Below are 16,646 nucleotides of genomic sequence, written 5' to 3'. Positions count from 1 at the left end.
GCCCCCAGGTTCTCGGCTGAGTTGACAGTAGCCCCCCGTCAGATGCCCAGCGACTATTCGCCAGGCTTCGCCAGGGCACGCCCGATGGTTCGCCATGGGCCGCCCGGTGTCAGGTAGGAATGCGCCTCCCCGACCCGGTCACCGGCGGAACTCCCCAGGGTGAAGCCGGGATCGGCGGGGTGGCGTACGCAACTCGTCGGCGCACGAAGGGAACCGTAAACGCCATGTACGCAGCCACGTCCTCCGTGTCCGCCCCGGTCCGGCCGCACCGCACGCTCCAGGCGGGCGGCGGCCCCTACCTCGACCCCGCCCGTCCCACGGCCCCGGCGCAGGGCGCCCTGCGGGCCCGGCGGATGCCGGGGGCCGGGTCACAGCCGCTCAGCGGACGGATCGACCTGTCGGGACCGCAGGGTGCGCAGCTGCGCACCGCGCTCGCGTCGGTGCAACGGATCTGTCCGGAGTTCACTCCCGTCCAGGTGCTGCGGCGCAGCGGACGGTCGGTCCTGCTGGTGGGGACGACCGGTCGGATGACCGCGGTGGCGAAGGTTTTACTGGATCACTCGCCCGAGTGGCGCGAGCGGTACCGGCACGAAATAGCGACGTACCGGACCTTCGTCCGGCACCGCCCGCCGGTGCGGGTACCCCGGCTGATCGCCGCGGACCCCGAGAACTGCGTGTTGGTCGTCGAGCGGATGGCGGGCCGGGTGGCGGCGCTCCAGCGGCACCCCGTGGAGGCCCCGCCGCGGGCCGACGTACGGGCCGCGCTGGGCGCGGTGTGCCGGGTGAACCAGTGGCGTCCGCCGATCGAGCTGTTCGGGCAGCCGGTGGACTACGCGCGGCGCATCGCCCGGGACCACCAGTTGGGCCTGCTGACCGACCGGGACTTCGGGGACCTGCAGAAGCTGCTGCACGGGCTCCGGCCGGCGAGCACCCCTTGGCAGTTCAACCACGGTGACGCCCTGCTGTCGAACCTGCTGCTGTCCCCGGCCGGGCCGGTGCTGCTCGACTGGGAGCACGCGGGCTGGTACCTGCCGGGATACGACCTGGCCACGCTGTGGACGGTGCTGGGTGACGCCCCCGCGGCGCGCAGCCAGATCAGCCGGCTGGCCCAGTCGGCCGGCCCGGCGTCCCGGGACGCCTTCCTGGTGAACCTGATGCTGGTGCTGACGCGGGAGATCCGGATGTCGGAGACGGCGGTGCAGCGCTCGATGCTGGCGACGGCCCCGAGTCAGCCGCTGCCGGTGGGTGCCCTGTCCTCGGGCGAGGAGCAGCGACTGCTGCTGCGCCGGCTCCACGACGACGCCGGAATGGCCCGCAGGGCCGTCCGTGCGGCGGTCGGCACGCGCTGACCCGACGCCCCGGGTCCGCGGGTTCAGCCACGCTCCCGTGTCCCGCACCCCGTGTGCGGGACACGGGAGCGTGTGCGTTCGCACGCGGGTGAGCGGAGCTTCGGGTCAGGCGGTGACCTTGGTGAGGAACGCGGCGAGGTTCGCCTCGGTCCGGGCGATCTTCTCCTCCCGCGTGAGCGACTCCTGGAGCCGGCCGCCGACGCCCGCGTCCTTGCGGCCCCGCAGGTAGAGCGAGCAGGCGAGGTCGTCGCACATGTAGAGGCCCACCGAGTTGCCCTGCTGTCCGGCCTTGCCCGCCCTGGGTGCCACCAGCAGGGAGACGCCGCCGGTGTGGGTGGTCAGGCACACCGTGCACATGCTGCGCCGTGCCTGCCCCGCGCCGCCGGTCGAGGAGCGCAGCTGAACGCCGACGGGGCGGTCGTCCAGCAGGGTGACGAGGTAGGCGCGGTCGGGGGCCTGGGGGTCGCGCCACCCCAGGAAGTCGAGTTCCTCCCAGGGCCGCTCCGCCAGGTCACGGGGGATCGACAGGCGCTTCGCCTCACCTTTGGTGCAGTTGACGAACGCGGTGCGGATCTCTTGCTCGGTCAGCGGCTTCATGACGTACACGCTAATTTGCCTAAATGGATTAGGCAAATACATACTCCTGATAGGCGTTGCCGGCGGGCGGTGGCGCGGAGCGGAGGACGGACATGGCGGCGCGGGCGGAACGGGTGGGACTGACCACGGAACGCCTGGTCCGGGCGGGAGCCGAGCTGGCCGACGAGATCGGCTTCGAGCGGGCGACCCCCGCGGAACTCGCCCGCAGGTTCGGGGTCAGGACCGCGAGCCTGTACTCGCACGTGCGCAACGCCCACGACCTCAAGACCGGGATCGCCGCGCTCGCCCTGGAGGAGCTCGCCGACCGGGCGGCGGACGCCGTGGCCGGCCGGGCCGGCAAGGACGCCCTGGTCGCCTTCGCCCACGCCTACCGCGACTACGCCCTCGCCCACCCCGGCCGCTTCGTCGCCGCCCGTTTCCCGCTCGACCCGAACTCCGCCGGCGCCGACGCCGCCGTCCGGCACGCGCGGCTGACCCGGTCGGTCCTGCGCGGGTACGGCTTGGCCGAGCCGTACGAGACGCACGCCGTGCGGCTGCTGGGCAGCGTGTTCAGCGGCTACGTGACGCTGGAGAGCGCCGGCGGCTTCGACCACAGCGCACCCGGCTCCCAGGAGAGCTGGACCCGGATCCTCGACGCGCTCGACGTGCTGCTGCGCACCTGGCCCACCACCCCCTGACCGAAGTGAGCGCGACGTGAACACCGAAGCCGGGTGGATCACCACCCCCGTCACCGCCGAGCTGCTGCGCGGCGCCCTCGACCTGGAGCAGACCGAACGCGGCGCGCTCCCCCACCGGCTGCCGGCGCGGGCCCGACGACAGATCCCCGCGGGCGGGCCGGCCCTCGCCGAGTCGCAGCCGTCCGGCGTACGGCTGGCCTTCCGCACCCGGGCGACCACCGTCGAACTCGACGTCGTCGCCGGCAAGCGGGTCTACACGGGGGCGCCGACGCTCCCCGACGGCGTGTACGAGCTCCTGGTGAACGGCCGGCTCGCGGGCGCGGCCCGCGCCCCGCACGGCGACGTCCTCACCATCGACATGACCGCCGGGACGGTGGTGACCCGCCCCGGTCCGATGGCCACCCTCCGGTTCGCCGGGTTGAGCGGCGACGAGAAGGGCGTGGAGATCTGGCTGCCGCACGACGAGACCACCCGGCTCCTCGCCCTGCGCACCGACGCCCCGGTCCGCGTTCCGCCCTCGAACGGCCGCAAGGTGTGGCTGCACCACGGCAGTTCGATCAGTCAGGGCTCCAACGCCGCCACCCCGACCGGAACCTGGCCGGCCGTGGCGGCCGCCGCGGGCGCGGTGGAGCTCGTCAACCTGGGGCTCGGCGGCAACGCCATGCTCGACCCGTTCACCGCCCGCGCCATGCGCGACGCACCGGCCGACCTGATCAGCGTCAAGATCGGCATCAACCTGGTCAACGCCGACCTGATGCGGCTGCGCGCCTTCGGTCCGGCCGTCCACGGTTTCCTCGACACCCTCCGCGAGGGGCACCCCACCACCCCGCTGCTGGTGGTCTCGCCGATCCACTGCGCCCTCCACGAGCGCACCCCCGGGCCGACCGCCATGGACCTCGACGCGATCGGTGAAGGGAACCCGCGGTTCACGGCCACCGGAGACCCCACCGAGGTCGCCGCCGGAAAGTTGACGCTCCGGGTCATCCGGGAGGAACTCGCCCGGATCGTGCGGCAGCGGGCCGCCGACGACCCGAACCTGCACCACCTCGACGGGCTCGCCCTCTACGGCGAGGCCGATCAGGCCGAACGACCCCTGCCCGACGACCTGCATCCGGACGCCGCCACGCACCGCCTCATCGGGGAACGCTTCGCCCGCGCAGTCTTCGGCGCCGGCGGTCCGTTCGCCGCCGACTCCCCCTGATCGGAGGCGCGTTACGGGCTCCCCCCGACCCGGTTTCCCGACGGGCGGCGGGCGCCGGCGGCAGCGCGTCCCTTGACATCACATGATCCCCCGAACACCTTTTCTGACTCAGCATCAGAAATGCTGGAGCCGCCGCACTCCTCCCCTCCCGCTGGAGCCACCCATGACCGAAAGCCCCGCCCCCTCCCTGCCGTCGCGCCCCTCCCCGCCCTCCCGCCGGACCGTCCTCGCCGGGACGGGCGCGGGGGTGCTCGCCGCCACCGTGTTGCCGGGGGCCGCCGCGCGGGCCGACGGGGCTCCGCTCGGCGAGTACGACGTCGTCGTGGTCGGGTCGGGGGCCGCCGGGATGACGGCCGCCCTGACCTCCGCGAAGCGGGGCCTCAGCGTCCTGGTCGTCGAGAAGGCGCCGACCTTCGGCGGCTCGGCCGCCCGGTCAGGCGCCGGCATATGGCTGCCGAACAACTCGGTGATCCTGGGCGCCGGAGTGCCGGACACCCCGCAGAAGGCGGCGACGTACCTCGCGGCGGTGGTGGGTCCCGGAGTGCCGGTCGACCGGCAGCAGGCGTTCCTCGCGAACGGGCCCCGGATGCTGGACTTCGTCATGGCGAACAGTCCGCTGCGGTTCCGTTTCATGGACGGCTACAGCGACTACTACCCGAACCTGCCCGGCGGGCTGCCGAACGGCCGCTCCATCGAGCCGGACCAGATCGACGGAAACGTTCTGGGCTCCGAACTCGCGCACCTGAACCCGGCGTACATGCCGGTGCCCGCCGGCATGGTCGTGTTCAGCCAGGACTACAAGTGGCTGAACCTCGCGGCGGTCAGCGCGAAAGGACTCGCGGTGTCCGCCGAGTGCCTGGCGCGCGGCACGGCGGCCGCCCTGCGCGGGGAGAAGCCGCTCACGATGGGGCAGGCGCTGGCCACCGGGCTGCGCGCCGGACTGCAGCGGGCGGGGGTTCCCATGTGGCTGAACAGCCCCTTGGTGGACCTCGTCCAGGAGGGCGGCGCGGTCACGGGCGTGGTGGTGGAGAAGGCGGGCGTACGGGGCGTGGTGCGGGCCCGCAAGGGGGTCGTCGTCGGCTCCGGCGGTTTCGAGCACAACGCGCAGATGCGGGCGCAGTACCAGCAGCAGCCGATCGGGACCCAGTGGTCCGTCGGCGCGAAGGAGAACACCGGCGACGGCATCCGAGCGGGCCAACGGGCCGGGGCCGAGCTGGCGTTGATGGAGGACGCCTGGTGGGGGCCGTCGATCCCGCTGCCCGGGGAACCGTACTTCTGTCTGGCGGAGCGGACGCTGCCCGGCGGTCTGATCGTCAACCGGGCGGGGGCCCGGTTCGTGAACGAGGCGGCCCCGTACAGCGACGTGGTGCACGTCATGTACGAGAAGGACCGGGGCGCCGCCGGTTCGCACATCCCCGCCTGGTTGATCGTGGACCAGCACTACCGCAACAAGTACCTGTTCAAGGACATCCTGCCGACCCTGCCCTTCCCGAACTCCTGGTACGAGGCGGGAGCGGCGAAGAAGGCGTGGACCTGGGACGCCCTCGCCGGCCAGATCGGGGTACCGGCGGGTGCGCTGCGGGCGACGCTCAACCGGTTCAACGCCCAGGCGTGGAACGGCACCGACACCGATCACCACCGGGGTGACACGGCGTACGACCACTACTACACGGACCCGAACGTGCACCCGAACTCGTGCCTGGCGCCGGTCTGGGTGCCGCCGTTCTACGCGTTCAAGATCGTGCCCGGTGACCTGGGGACGAAGGGCGGCATCGTGACGGACGCGCGGGCGCGTGCGCTGCGGCCGGACGGCTCGGTGATCCGCGGGCTGTGGGCGGCGGGCAACGCGAGCGCGGCGGTCATGGGCCACAGCTACGCGGGCGCCGGATCGACGATCGGGCCCGCGATGACGTTCGGCTACGTGGCCGCGAACGACATCGCGGACTCCTGACGCGGACCGGGCCGCCGTAGCCCTCGCGCCGTGCGGTTCCGGCCGGCTCAGCCCTGCTGGAACAGCTCGGCGGGGAGCGGCTTGAGCAGCGCGTAGAGGTCGTCGGTGATCGGCCGGTCCCAGCTGGCGATCGTCACGAGGACGTTGTCGCTGCGGTCGAACTGCACGCAGGAGATCCGGCTCTCGGAGAGCTTGACCTTGCGGACGATGAGGAGGTTGTCGCCCTGCATGACGGGGCAGTCCTCGGAGCCGGTGACCTCGACCTCCTCCTCGTTCTCGAGGGCGTCGAGGAGCTGGGCCACCTCGAAGGGGACCTCGCCCTCGGCGAGGTCCCGGGCCGGGGAGCCCTCGGGGAGATTGCCGATGATCATCGCGGGGCCGCGGCCGCCGAACAGGTCGTAGCGCAGGAAGACGCCCTGGCAGCTGCCGTCGGGGGCGGGGAGCAGCCCGGCCCCGAGGTTGCCCGGCCAGTCCCCCGGGTCCATGGCCAGGACGTCGAAGTCCGGGCCGGCGGGTGTGGCGGCGCGGTGGCGGCGGAGGAAGGACATGTCGCCATGGTACGTGGCCGCGCGGGTTTTCCGGCGCGGGGGCCCCGGGGTCGGGCCGGGCCGGTGGATCGCGGACCTGCGGGTACGGACCTTTGGAGGAATCCGCTCCTTACCGGACGGGGGTGGTCGCGCGGTCGGGCCCGTTCGCGGCTCGGACCTGCGGGACCGGGGGGATCGGTGGGGCGGGAGTGGCACTCTCCGGAGCCGGCCGTGCTCGCCTCCACACCGTCGGCCGCGCGGCGGCGGAGCGCGGTCCGGGCCGGCCGTCCCCCCGGCTCACCTCGCCCCGCGGGCGAAGGAGGCGAGCGCGTCCGCGAGGCCGGCCGGGTCGGTGCCCAGTTTGCGGCAGACGGCGGAGAGTTCGGGGCCGGCCTGGGAGGGGACGCCCCCGATCACGGCCTCGGCGGCGCTCAGCTCCTCCGGGGTCGGCTCGTCCTCCCAGGAGGAGCCGCAGGGCAGCTCCCCACCGAGGGTGAGCAGCCGGTTCGTGAGGGTGGCGGTGAGGGCGTCCGCGCCGCATTCGCGGCTGGTGAGGAGCGCGCGGGTGAGGACGGCCCGGTCCTGGAACTCGGTGCCGAGCGCGGCCAGCGCGAGGGCCAGTTCGTAGCCGGCCGGTGAGGCCGCCAGCAGGGTGACCGCCTCCCGCAGCAGCGGCAACCGGTCCTGCGGGGCGGCGACGTCGGCCGAGACCCGCAGGGCCTGTCCGATGCCGGAGGGCGCCCCGAAGGCGCGGGCCCGGCGCAGGGCCTCGGCGGCCAGTGCCCTGGCCCTGGCCGGGTCCTCGGGTGCGACCGCCCGGGCCAGGTGCAGTTGCCAGGGGCACCAGGACGGGTTCTGGATGCCGCGCGGGGTGAGCCGTCGGTCCACGGCTTCGAGTTCGGCGACGGCGGCCTTGCGGTCGCCGCGGGCGAGCAGCAGCTCGGCGTACACGGTCTGGGAGTCGGGGAAGACCACGGCGGCCGGGAAGGGCTCCCCGTAGTCGTGTTCGTGGGCCAGTTCCCAGGCCTCGTCGGTCCGGCCGCGGGCGATGAGGGTGGTCACGAGGATGGCGATGGCGTACCAGTGCACGGGGGTGCGGCGGCCCACGCGTTCGGCGAGCCGCAGGCCGGTGCGGGCCAGTTCCTCGGCCTCGACGAGCCGGCCGCGGCGGTAGCGGATGTAGCCGCGCAGGCTGTGCGCGAAGGACAGGTGGGCGCCGTACCAGCCCTGGCGTTCGAACTCGGCGGTGCCCGCCTCGAAGAGTTCCTCGGCGCGGCCCGGCCGGTCGGCGTACATGTGGACCATGGCGGTCAGGACGGGGACCTCGAAGCCGCGGTCCTCGTGGGCCCAGCTGAAGTGCTCCTCCAGGACCCGGTCCGCGTGGTGCAGGACCACCTCGACGGGTTCGCCGCGCAGGCAGGCGTCCCAGGCCCGGAGCCCGATGATGTAGCGCTCGGTGAGGTCGCGGCCGGTGAGGTGCTCGGCGAGTTTGGTCAGGCGGCGGGAGCGGGCCGGGGAGTCGGGTTCGGCTGCGTTGAAGGCGTCCCACATGAACTGTTCGGACTGCAGGCGCAGCCGGGCGCGGGCGTCCTGGGTGTGCGGGATCTCCCGGGCGAGCAGTTCGGAGGCCTCGGACAGCAGGTCGCTGTGGGAGAGGACCTGGGCGAGGCGGATGACGATGCCCTGGCGCAGGGCCTCGTCGTCGAAGGGTTCGGCGAGGGCGGCCCGCAGGTGGTTGACGGTGTTCGCGGGTTCGGTGAGCAGGGAGGCGCAGCCCAGTTCGTAGAGCACGGCGGCGCGTTCGTCGAAGTCCGGGGGTTCCTGGAGGGCGCGGGCGAGTTGGCGGCGGGCGGCCTCGGGGGCGCCGGCCCGCAGGTTGTCGGCGGCGGCCTCGCGCAGGGTGCGGACCACCCAGGGGTCGTTCTCCGGCTGGGTTTCCAGCAGGTGGCGGGCGGCGGCGGAGGGGCCCAGTCCGGCGTCGACGACGGCGGAGGCGGTCTTGCCGTGGAGGGCGACGCGCAGGGCGTCGGGGATGCCGCGGTAGATGGCGGTGGCGATGAGCGGGTGGACGAACTCCAGTCCGGCGTCCTCGTCCTCGGGCGCCGCGGACAGGATGCGGGCGTCGCGCAGCCGTTGGGTGGCGTCGGCGGCCTCCTCGGCGCCGAGGCCCGCGACGCGGGCGGCGATCCGCTGCGGGATGGCGGTGCCGAGGACGGAGCACGCCCAGGCGAAGCGCACGGTGGAGGGCCCGAGGCTGTGCAGGCGGGCGACGAGGCCGCTGCCGCGCTGGGCGGCGACGAGGTCGCGCAGCAGGGGGGCGCTGGCCTCGACCGGGGCCAGGCCCTTGTCGCGGACCTTGGCCGTGAGTTCGACGGCTTCGAAGGGGTTGCCGGTGGTGACCGTCCAGGCTTCCTGGCAGAAGGCGTCGTCGGCGTGCTCCCCGACCGCCTCGCGGACCAGGGTGGTGACGGCTCCGGCGCTGAGCGGGGCGAGGGTCAGGGGGCGTTGTCCGGCGCGGCCGGGCAGGGTACGGAAGGACTCGGCGTGCGCGGGCAGTTCGTCGGGGCGGTAGGCGACGACGAGCAGCAACGGCAGGTGTTCGGCGCGCGGGGCGAAGGCGGCGAGCCAGCCCAGGGATTCGGCGTCGGCCCAGTGGGCGTCGTCGAGGACGAGGACGACGGGGGCGCGCTGGACGGTGAGGTGGGTGAGGACCCAGTCGAGCCCGTCGCGCAGGCCCTGGGGGTCGGGCGGGGCGCCCTCGGGGGCGCACAGGCCGAGGGCGGGGCCGACGATGGCGTACCAACTGCCGAGGGCGTCGCGCAGGGCGGCTTCGGAGCGGCCGGCCAGCTGGGGCTGGATGAGCTGGCGGGCGACGTGGAAGGGCTGGCTCTGTTCCTGTTCCCCGCCGCGGGCGGCGAGCAGGGTGCAGTCCCGGGCGAGCGCCCGGCGGCGCACTTCGGCGAGCAGTGTCGTCTTGCCGAGGCCGGCCGGGCCGGAGAGGGCGAGCAGGGCGCCGCCCGCGTCAGGTCCGGCGTCGGTGAGCCGGTCGAGTGCCTCGTCGACGGCGAGGAGTTCCGCTTCGCGTTCGAATATGGTGCGCCGCGTCCGGGTCCGGCGGTCCGTCATGGCTGGTACCCCCCAGGCCTGTTCGGAGGATCAGCGTACGCCCGCGCGTGCGCCGGGGAAGGCCCGAGCTCGGGAAAGATCGGAATGTTTTTCGGATTTCGCTATTCCGCCGAACGGGTGGCCAGTTCCTCCAGTACGGAGACCGCTTCGGCGGCCCGGTCGGCGGCCACGAACAGGTGGTCGTGGTGGTAGCCGGCGACCACGTTGCAGCTGAGTCCGTGGGCGGCCAGCTCGGCGGCGAAGGCTCCGGTCAGGCCGACGGCGTCCAGGGCGGAGTGGATGCGCAGGGTGATCCAACCGGCCGTCCAGTCGTAGGCGAGTCCGGCGGCGTCGGCGTCCTCCTGGCGCAGGACCAGGGTGAGGCCCTCGGGCTCCAGGACCGTGGCGACGGGGGTGAGGCCGTCGGGTGCGCGCGTGGACGCGGGCAGGGTGCAGAAGACGTACCGGCCCTCGTTCAGTTCGGGCCGCATGCCGCTCAGCAGTTTCCGCAGGTCGCTCTCTCCGCTCATCCGCCCAGCCTACCTATCATCCCGATATGACCGAATCGGCGGCCCCGGTGGCGAACGAGCCGGGCGAACGGCACGCCTCCTGGCTGGAGCTGTTCTTCGACCTGACGGCGGTGGCCGGCGTCGCCCAGCTGGCGCACCTGCTGCGCGGGGGCCCGGGGTGGGCCGATCTCGCCCTGTACACGGTGATGTTCCTGGCCTTCTGGACGGGCTGGATGCTGTTCACGGTGTACGGGAACGTCACCGGCGACCGGGCCCGCACCCGTACGGTCCTCGCGGGGATGTTCGGCATGGCGGTGATGGCGGCCTCGGTGCACGGCGTGCGCGAGGACAAGGCGTGGGCCTTCGCGCTCGCCTACATCCTGGTGCGGTCGCTGGCGGGCAAGGCGTGGGGGCGGCGCGGGGAGTACGTGGCCGACCTGCCGATCACCCAGGTGGGCCTGGGGCTGACGCCGTGGATCGTGTCGATGTGGTGCGACGGGACGGTCCGTTACGCCCTGTGGGCGCTGGGGCTGACCATCGATCTGGCCGTCATGTTCACGGTCACCGCGCAGAAGGTGACGGCGCGCGTGGAGCAGGAGTACGCGGCCGGCGCGGCGCGCGGGGAGCCGGTCCGGCCCAAGCCGCGCGCTGCCGTGACGGACGCGCCGCACCTCGGTGAGCGGCTCGGCCTCTTCGTGCTGATCGTCCTGGGCGAGGCGATCGCGCAGATGGTGGACGCGGCCTCGGAGGCGGAGTGGGACCGGACGCTGTGCGGGGTGGCCGTCGGCGCCTTCGTGCTGCTGCTCCAGCTGTGGTCGCTGTCGCTGCGGCACGGCACGGACGGGATCCCGCTGCTCGCGGCGCAGGCCCTGCCGCTGCGGCTGGTGCTGCCGCTGCACTGTTTCGTGGCCGGGTCGGTGGCGGCGTTCGCGGCGGCGGCCGGTGACTTGGTGGCGTACGCGGACGGCTCCCCACCGGCGGCCGTGCGCTGGCTGTTGTGCGCGACCCTGGGGCTGTACCTGCTGATCGCGGGGGTGGCCGCGTCGTGTTCGGGGCGGGGCGCGGCCCGCACCCTGCTGCTGGTGGGGCCGCCGCTGGTCCTGGTGGCGGGGCTGTGCGCAGCCGCGGCCGGCTGGGGCCCGGTGGCGCTGGTGTGGACGCTGGTGGCGGCCGTGCGGTGGCCGCTGCTGGTGGAGCGGCTGCGACCGTCGCGGCCACCGGCCGGGGCGTCCCCGTAGCGGAGGCGGGGTACGGGGCGGTGCTACCGGGTCGCCGTCCGGACGCGGATGCGGGAGGACGGGACGGCGCGGTCCAGGGCCGCCCGTACCCGCTCGTCGCCGGTGTGGGAGCCGCGCACGAGGTCCAGGGAGCAGCCGCAGCGGGCGATGACGGTCCGGTCCCAGCCCCACTGTTCCAGCTCCACCACCTCGTCGAACCGGTACTCGTGGTACCAGTCGTCGTGACCGTGGACGAGCGAGTACGGGGTCAGCACCAGCCGGTCGCCGCGCGCCCCGCGGTCCCTGGCCCGGACGCGCAGGGGCCGGCGGAAGACCTCGCCGGGCGGGAGCGGGGTGTCCCACACCTCGCAGACGGCGGTGTGCGCCAGGCGGCGCCCGTCCAACCCGGTCAGCGGCGGGTGCACCCCGTGCGGAACGACCAACAGGGCCCCTTCGAGCGCTGCCCGCATGGCGCGGCTCACCTCCTGCGGCCCGACCCGCTCCAGTACCGCCAAGGAGGTCGCGTCGTCGAGGTAGGGGGTTGCGAACAGGTCGGTGTTCGACGCCTCCTGGAGTCGGGCCCAGGGATCGGGCTGCTCCGTCCAGGTCCGGCGGAGCCAGGTGAGGTACTCCGTCAGCTCGCTCGCGAGGGGCGGTTCCTGGGCCAGCCGGACCGCTTCGCCCCACAGGACGGCGGCGGCCACCTCCTCCTTCCCGTCGGCCGCGTCGAGCACCATGATCCGCTCGATGGAGAGCGCGTCGCGCTGGACCTCCACCATCTCCACGTGGCTGCTGATGCCGAGGCGTTCGCGCAGCAGCCGGTCGGCGCGCTCCCTCAGGAGGCAGTGGCCCATGCGGGCCGCCGCCGAGCCGATCGGGGTGTCCTGGGCGAGGGCGATCCCGTCGGTGTCCCGCTGCGCCCAGACGTGGCCGGTCAGCCGGCGGGGCGCGGGGCGCGGGGGTCGGGCGCCCTCGGGCAGCGGCAGCCGCAGCCCTTCCGGGTAGGGGCCGCTGAGCATCAGGACGGCGTTGCCCCGCGTGAAGAAGCTCGCGGCGTGCTCCCGGACCATGTCGGCGGTGAGCGCGCGGGGCCCGGGGCCCCGCTGCCCGGCGAGCCCGATGCCCCGCGCCCCGTAGCGGGCGCTCAGCGCCTGGGCCGCGCGGACGTCCACGGGCGCGGTGTTCTCGATCTCCAGGATGCCGGCGACGTGGTCCAGCCGGTCGAGGGGCAGGTCGGACAGGGTCCGGCACACCGACTCCAGGAAGCGCGCCACCTCTTCGGGGGCGCCCGAGCCGTAGAACCGGGTTTCCTCAAGGTCGGACAGCGATCCGTACGACACCAGGCCGGCGCCCGCGTCCGCACCCGCCCGTTCCATGGTGAGGCGCTCGACGAACTGGCTCGCGCCCAGCGACCTGTACGTCTCGTCGCGGACTCCGCAGCCGAAGCGCAGGCCGAACCGGAGCGGGCCCGTCGAGGGGATCCGGTGGACGGGGATCCCGTCGATGGTGGTGCGTCGCATGGCGGCGACCCTAACGCCCGTCCGACCCGGGCCGCCCCGCGGGGTGTCCGGGCGCGGGCGGGCCCGGGAGCGGCGGATCCCGCTCCCGGGGCAGTCCCGGGCGTCCGCTCGGACGGGGTCCGACCCGACCGGGACCGCGGTCGGGTCGGCGGCCGTACCCGGTCAGGTCGGGCCGAACCGCCCGACCCCCGCCTGCACCACGAACTTGCGCCACTCGTCCGGCGCGAAGATCACCGAAGGAACGTCGGGGCGCTCGCCGTTGCGCATCGCGATGAACCCCTCGACGAAGGCGATCTGGACGTCGCCCACCCCTCGGCTGCCCGGCTGCCAGTCCGCGCCGCTGAGATCGAGGTCGGGCCTGCCCCAGCCTGCGAGGGGTCGCGAAGTCATGCTCTCGGCCACGTGCGTGCTCCTCCCGGTACGTCGTCCGGCCGCCCAGGGTAGCCATCGGGCCGGGTGCCGCACAGGCCGCCCGCGCAACCCGTCGGGCGGGCCGCGATCCGCCGCCCCGCGGCCATCGTGCGGCCACCGGGCGGCAGCCCGCCGGCCACCGACGGCTCGCCCGGCGGGACCGCCGCCCTGCTCGCCCGCGAACGCCGCCGGTCAGGAGGTCGGGGGCTCGGACCCCACCACCCACATCGCGAAGAACTGCGCCCCGCCGCCGTACGCGTGGCCCATCGCCCGCCGAGCGTCCGGCACTTGGTGCTCACCCGCCCGACCGCGAACCTGGAGCGCCGCCTCCGCGAAGCGGATCATGCCGGAGGCGCCGATCGGGTTGGTGGACAGGACCCCGCCCGACGGGTTCACGGGGAGGTCCCCGTCGAGTTCGGTGACCCCGGCCTCGGTGAGCTTCCAGCCCTCGCCCTCCTGCGCGAAGCCCAGGTTCTCCAACCACATCGGCTCGTACCAGGAGAACGGGACGTACATCTCCACCGCGTCGATCTCCCGCCGCGGGTCGGTGATCCCGGCCTGCCGGTAGACGTCGGCCGCGCAGTCCTTGCCGGCCTGCGGGGAGACGAAGTCCTTCCCCGCGAACAGGGTCGGCTCGCTGCGCATGGCGCCGCCGTGCAGCCAGGCCGGCGGGTGCGGCGAACGGGCCGCGCCCGCCCGGTCGGTGAGGATCATCGCGCAGGCGCCGTCGGAGGACGGGCAGGTCTCCGAGTAGCGGATCGGGTCCCAGAGCATCGGTGACGCCTGGACCTTCTCCAAGGTGATGTCGTGCTCGTGCAGGTGGGCGTACGGGTTCTTCAGCGCGTTGCGCCGGTCCTTGTAGGCGACGAGCGAACCGACCGCGTCGGGCGCGCCGGTGCGCCGCATGTACGCGCGCACGTGGGGGGCGAAGAAGCCGCCCGCGCCGGCCAGCAGCGGTTGCTGGAAGGGGACGGGCAGGGACAGGCCCCACATGGCGTTCGACTCGGACTGCTTCTCGAAGGCAAGGGTGAGGACGGTCCGGTGGACTCGGGCGGCGACCAGGTTGGAGGCGACGAGGGCGGTCGAGCCGCCGACGGAGCCCGCCGTGTGCACGCGGAGCATCGGTTTGCCGACCGCGCCGAGGGCGTCCGCCAGGTACAGCTCGGGCATCATCACCCCCTCGAAGAAGTCGGGCGCCTTGCCGATGACGACCGCGTCGATGTCGGCCCAGGTCAGTTCGGCGTCCGCGAGGGCGCGGGTCGCGGCCTCGCGGACCAGTCCGGCGATGGAGACGTCGTGGCGGGCGGCCACGTGCTTGGTCTGGCCGATGCCGACGACGGCCACCGGCTCCTTGCCCGTCGTGCTCGTCGTACTCAACGGGGGTCTCCTTCCAGGACCGCGACCAGGTTCTGCTGGAGGCAGGGCCCGGAGGTGGCGTGGGCGACGGCCCGGTCGGACGCGCCGCGGTGGATCCGGGCGGCGGCCTCGCCGATCCGGATCAGGCCCGCGGCCATGACCGGGTTGGCGGCGAGCGGGCCGCCCGAGGGATTGACGTCGACGGCTTCGCCGAGGCCGAGGGCCTTGCGGAGCACGACCTCCTGGGAGGAGAACGGCGCGTGGAGTTCCGCCGTGTCGACGGGGGCCTCGAAGACCCCGGCGCGTTCGGCGGCGAGCCGGGTGGACGGGGAGTCGGTGAGGTCGCGCAGGCCGAGTCCGTGGGCCTCGATGCGGTGGTCGATGCCGGTGATCCAGGCGGGGCGTTCGCAGAGCCGCCTGGCCACGTCGCCCGCGGCCAGGATCACGGCGGCCGCGCCGTCTCCGATGGGCGGGCAGTCGCCGGTGCGCAGCGGCGCCACCTGGTAGTCGCCCTGCGGGACCTCGCCGGTCAGCTGGGCGTGCGGGTTGTCCGCGGCGGCGCTCCGGCTGCGGGCGGCGATGGCGGCCAGGGCGGCCTCGTCGGTCTCGCCCGCGTCGATCAGCGCCCGGGCCTGGAGGGCGGCCAGGGCCACGGAGTCGGGCCAGAGCGGGGCGAGGTAGTAGGGGTCGAGCTGGCGGGTGAGGACGTCGCGCAGGGGGCCCGGGGAGGACTTCCCGTACGAGTAGACGAGCGCGGTGTCCGCCTCGCCGGTCTGGATCTTGACCCAGGCCTCATAGAGGGCCCAGGCACCGTCCATCTCGACGTGGGACTCGGAGATCGGGGGCCAGGCGCCGACCCCGTCGAGGGTCATGGTGAAGGAGAAGGCCCGGCCGGCGAGGTAGTCGCTGGAACCGGAGCAGGTGAAGCCGATCTCGCCGGCCTTGAGGCCGGTGGCGGCGAGCACCTGGTGGAGCACCGGCATGACCATCTCGACTTCGCTGAGCTCGTCGCTGCGGCGCCGGTGGTCGCTCTGCGCGAAGGCGACGACGGCCACCTCGCGCGCGTACCGCTGCGTCCCTCGTGTCCCCTGCGGGATCGGCCCGCTCTGCGTGCTCTGCGGCCTCTGTGTGCTCTGCGGCCTCGGCGTGGCGGGCATCAGATGAGCTCCTTGTACGCGTCGTAGTCCGCGTCCGGCTCGCCGGTGGGGCGGTAGTGGTCGGGGTAGCCGCCGCCGTCCGTCCACACGGGTTCGACGCGCAGGCCCATGCGGACCCGGTCGTACGGGATGCCGCCGATCCGGCCGTGGAGGGCGAGGTCGGCGCCGTCGAGGGCGATGTGGGCGTAGACGTACGGGACTTCGATGTCGAGGTTCTTGGCCTTGATGTTGACGATGCAGTAGGTGGTGACCGTCCCGGCCGGGCCGACCTCGACCCGGTCGGTGGTCGCGACCCCGCAGGTGGGGCAGGCGCCGCGCGGCGGGACGTACACCTTGTGGCAGGAGGGGCAGCGCTCGCCGACGGTCCTGCGCTCGGAGAGGGCTGCGATGTAGGCGGTCTGGGCGCGACCGGGGCTGTACGTGTAGTCCAGGCGGGCCTCGGCGACGATGCCGGTGACGGCGTCGGCGAAGAGCCCGTCGTGGGGGGCGGCGTGCCGCCCGTCGACCGGGCCCTTCGCCCGGGCCCCGTCCGGGCCCCGGTACGGGCCCTCGTCGGGACTCTCGTCGGGTTCGAAGCACGCGATGTCGGTGATGGCGCCGGTGCGCCGCTCCGCCCAGCGGACGCGGACGCGCATGCCGGTGGTGACGGCGTCGGGTCCGGGGGCGTCGAGGGCGTGCAGGATCGCCGTGTCCGCGCCGTCGAGCCGGACCAGAACCCAGGCGAACGGGGTGGCGAGGGGCTGCTGCGGGCGGGGTTCGCCGTTCCAGGCCCAGGTGGTGACGGTGCCGGTGGCGCCGACCTCGACGAGTTCGCGGATCTCCTCGGCGGTGACGGGGTCGTACTCGGTCGGCGGCACCATCACCTTGCCGTCGGAGGTCCGCACGCCGAGGACGACGCCTTCGCGCAGCCCGGTGAGGAAGGCGCTCTGGACGGGGCCGAGCGACCGGGTGAAGGGGAACTCGACGACGAGGGGCGCGCGCAGCACCTCGGGTGGGGACGCGGCGGCTGTCATGGGGGTCTCCGATTCTCCGGGAACGGGTCGGGACGGGAGGGGGCGGGAGGGGGCGG

At 74.0% G+C, this 16,646-nt stretch carries 14 protein-coding genes; 5 read left to right on the top strand and 9 right to left on the bottom strand.

The features are described from left to right. The first annotated feature begins 224 nt into the window (after positions 1-224). Positions 225-1,349, top strand: coding sequence for an aminoglycoside phosphotransferase family protein (locus tag ACFY0I_RS09325; RefSeq protein ID WP_388892420.1), 1,125 nt, complete (start codon positions 225-227; stop codon positions 1,347-1,349). 105 nt (positions 1,350-1,454) lie between these two features. On the opposite strand, the gene ACFY0I_RS09320 is transcribed toward ACFY0I_RS09325, so the two are convergent. Beyond that, positions 1,455-1,946 carry an FBP domain-containing protein gene (locus ACFY0I_RS09320; RefSeq protein WP_388892418.1) on the bottom strand — a complete coding sequence of 164 codons (492 nt, stop codon included), beginning with the start codon at positions 1,944-1,946 and terminating at the stop codon, positions 1,455-1,457. 92 nt (positions 1,947-2,038) lie between these two features. Here ACFY0I_RS09320 and ACFY0I_RS09315 point away from each other — a divergent pair, with 92 nt between their 5' ends. The 3 genes from ACFY0I_RS09315 to kstD all read left to right on the top strand — a co-directional run bounded on the left by ACFY0I_RS09315 (position 2,039) and on the right by kstD (position 5,775). Then, complete coding sequence (locus tag ACFY0I_RS09315; RefSeq protein ID WP_388892416.1) at positions 2,039-2,623, top strand: TetR/AcrR family transcriptional regulator; 585 nt, start codon at positions 2,039-2,041, stop codon at positions 2,621-2,623. A gap of 16 nt (positions 2,624-2,639) precedes the next feature. Continuing rightward, positions 2,640-3,824 (top strand): GDSL-type esterase/lipase family protein, encoded by a 1,185-nt coding sequence (locus tag ACFY0I_RS09310; protein WP_388892414.1) that lies wholly within the window; start codon positions 2,640-2,642, stop codon positions 3,822-3,824. Between the two features lie 163 nt (positions 3,825-3,987). Beyond that, entirely contained in the window at positions 3,988-5,775 is a 1,788-nt protein-coding gene (gene kstD / locus ACFY0I_RS09305) for a 3-oxosteroid 1-dehydrogenase (protein ID WP_388892412.1), read from the top strand. Between the two features lie 47 nt (positions 5,776-5,822). Here kstD and ACFY0I_RS09300 read toward each other — a convergent pair whose 3' ends face one another. From ACFY0I_RS09300 to ACFY0I_RS09290, 3 genes are all read right to left on the bottom strand, one after another. After that, a complete protein-coding gene (locus tag ACFY0I_RS09300) occupies positions 5,823-6,323 on the bottom strand; it encodes a hypothetical protein (RefSeq protein WP_281209983.1) in 501 nt (166 codons plus the stop codon). 276 nt (positions 6,324-6,599) lie between these two features. Continuing rightward, a complete protein-coding gene (locus tag ACFY0I_RS09295) occupies positions 6,600-9,428 on the bottom strand; it encodes an ATP-binding protein (protein WP_388892410.1) in 2,829 nt (942 codons plus the stop codon). A 101-nt stretch (positions 9,429-9,529) separates the two neighbouring features. After that, positions 9,530-9,937, bottom strand: a complete 408-nt coding sequence (locus ACFY0I_RS09290) for an ACT domain-containing protein (protein WP_388892408.1) — start codon at positions 9,935-9,937, stop codon at positions 9,530-9,532. 26 nt (positions 9,938-9,963) lie between these two features. Between ACFY0I_RS09290 and ACFY0I_RS09285 the strand changes: the two genes are divergently transcribed. Next, positions 9,964-11,154: a low temperature requirement protein A gene (locus tag ACFY0I_RS09285; RefSeq protein WP_388892406.1), complete on the top strand. Its 1,191-nt coding sequence runs from the start codon at positions 9,964-9,966 to the stop codon at positions 11,152-11,154. A 23-nt stretch (positions 11,155-11,177) separates the two neighbouring features. On the opposite strand, the gene ACFY0I_RS09280 is transcribed toward ACFY0I_RS09285, so the two are convergent. From ACFY0I_RS09280 to ACFY0I_RS09260, 5 genes are all read right to left on the bottom strand, one after another. After that, a complete protein-coding gene (locus ACFY0I_RS09280; RefSeq protein ID WP_388892404.1) occupies positions 11,178-12,653 on the bottom strand; it encodes a hypothetical protein in 1,476 nt (491 codons plus the stop codon). A gap of 162 nt (positions 12,654-12,815) precedes the next feature. After that, positions 12,816-13,055, bottom strand: coding sequence for a DUF397 domain-containing protein (locus ACFY0I_RS09275; RefSeq protein ID WP_388892402.1), 240 nt, complete (start codon positions 13,053-13,055; stop codon positions 12,816-12,818). 201 nt (positions 13,056-13,256) lie between these two features. Beyond that, entirely contained in the window at positions 13,257-14,441 is a 1,185-nt protein-coding gene (locus ACFY0I_RS09270; protein ID WP_388892400.1) for a thiolase domain-containing protein, read from the bottom strand. Next, positions 14,438-15,475 (bottom strand): thiolase domain-containing protein, encoded by a 1,038-nt coding sequence (locus tag ACFY0I_RS09265; RefSeq protein WP_388892802.1) that lies wholly within the window; start codon positions 15,473-15,475, stop codon positions 14,438-14,440. Before ACFY0I_RS09265 ends, ACFY0I_RS09270 begins: the two co-directional genes overlap by 4 nt. Positions 15,476-15,576: 101 nt before the next feature. Continuing rightward, positions 15,577-16,590: a Zn-ribbon domain-containing OB-fold protein gene (locus ACFY0I_RS09260; protein ID WP_388892398.1), complete on the bottom strand. Its 1,014-nt coding sequence runs from the start codon at positions 16,588-16,590 to the stop codon at positions 15,577-15,579. Positions 16,591-16,646 lie beyond the last annotated feature (56 nt).

This window comes from Streptomyces sp. NPDC001568, assembly GCF_042893755.1.
In the GTDB taxonomy this organism is placed as follows: domain Bacteria; phylum Actinomycetota; class Actinomycetes; order Streptomycetales; family Streptomycetaceae; genus Streptomyces.
This window is presented reverse-complemented; position numbering and strand designations above follow the sequence as displayed.

Bases quoted from the DNA above. Each gene is read 5' to 3' on its own strand.
- ACFY0I_RS09315 (WP_388892416.1), top strand. From the start codon at position 2,039: ATGGCGGCGCGGGCGGAACGGGTGGGACTGACCACGGAACGCCTGGTC.
- ACFY0I_RS09320 (WP_388892418.1), bottom strand. From the start codon at position 1,946: ATGAAGCCGCTGACCGAGCAAGAGATCCGCACCGCGTTCGTCAACTGC.
- ACFY0I_RS09260 (WP_388892398.1), bottom strand. From the start codon at position 16,590: ATGACAGCCGCCGCGTCCCCACCCGAGGTGCTGCGCGCGCCCCTCGTC.
- ACFY0I_RS09325 (WP_388892420.1), top strand. From the start codon at position 225: ATGTACGCAGCCACGTCCTCCGTGTCCGCCCCGGTCCGGCCGCACCGC.
- ACFY0I_RS09285 (WP_388892406.1), top strand. From the start codon at position 9,964: ATGACCGAATCGGCGGCCCCGGTGGCGAACGAGCCGGGCGAACGGCAC.
- ACFY0I_RS09280 (WP_388892404.1), bottom strand. From the start codon at position 12,653: ATGCGACGCACCACCATCGACGGGATCCCCGTCCACCGGATCCCCTCG.
- ACFY0I_RS09295 (WP_388892410.1), bottom strand. From the start codon at position 9,428: ATGACGGACCGCCGGACCCGGACGCGGCGCACCATATTCGAACGCGAA.
- ACFY0I_RS09290 (WP_388892408.1), bottom strand. From the start codon at position 9,937: ATGAGCGGAGAGAGCGACCTGCGGAAACTGCTGAGCGGCATGCGGCCC.
- ACFY0I_RS09300 (WP_281209983.1), bottom strand. From the start codon at position 6,323: ATGTCCTTCCTCCGCCGCCACCGCGCCGCCACACCCGCCGGCCCGGAC.
- kstD (WP_388892412.1), top strand. From the start codon at position 3,988: ATGACCGAAAGCCCCGCCCCCTCCCTGCCGTCGCGCCCCTCCCCGCCC.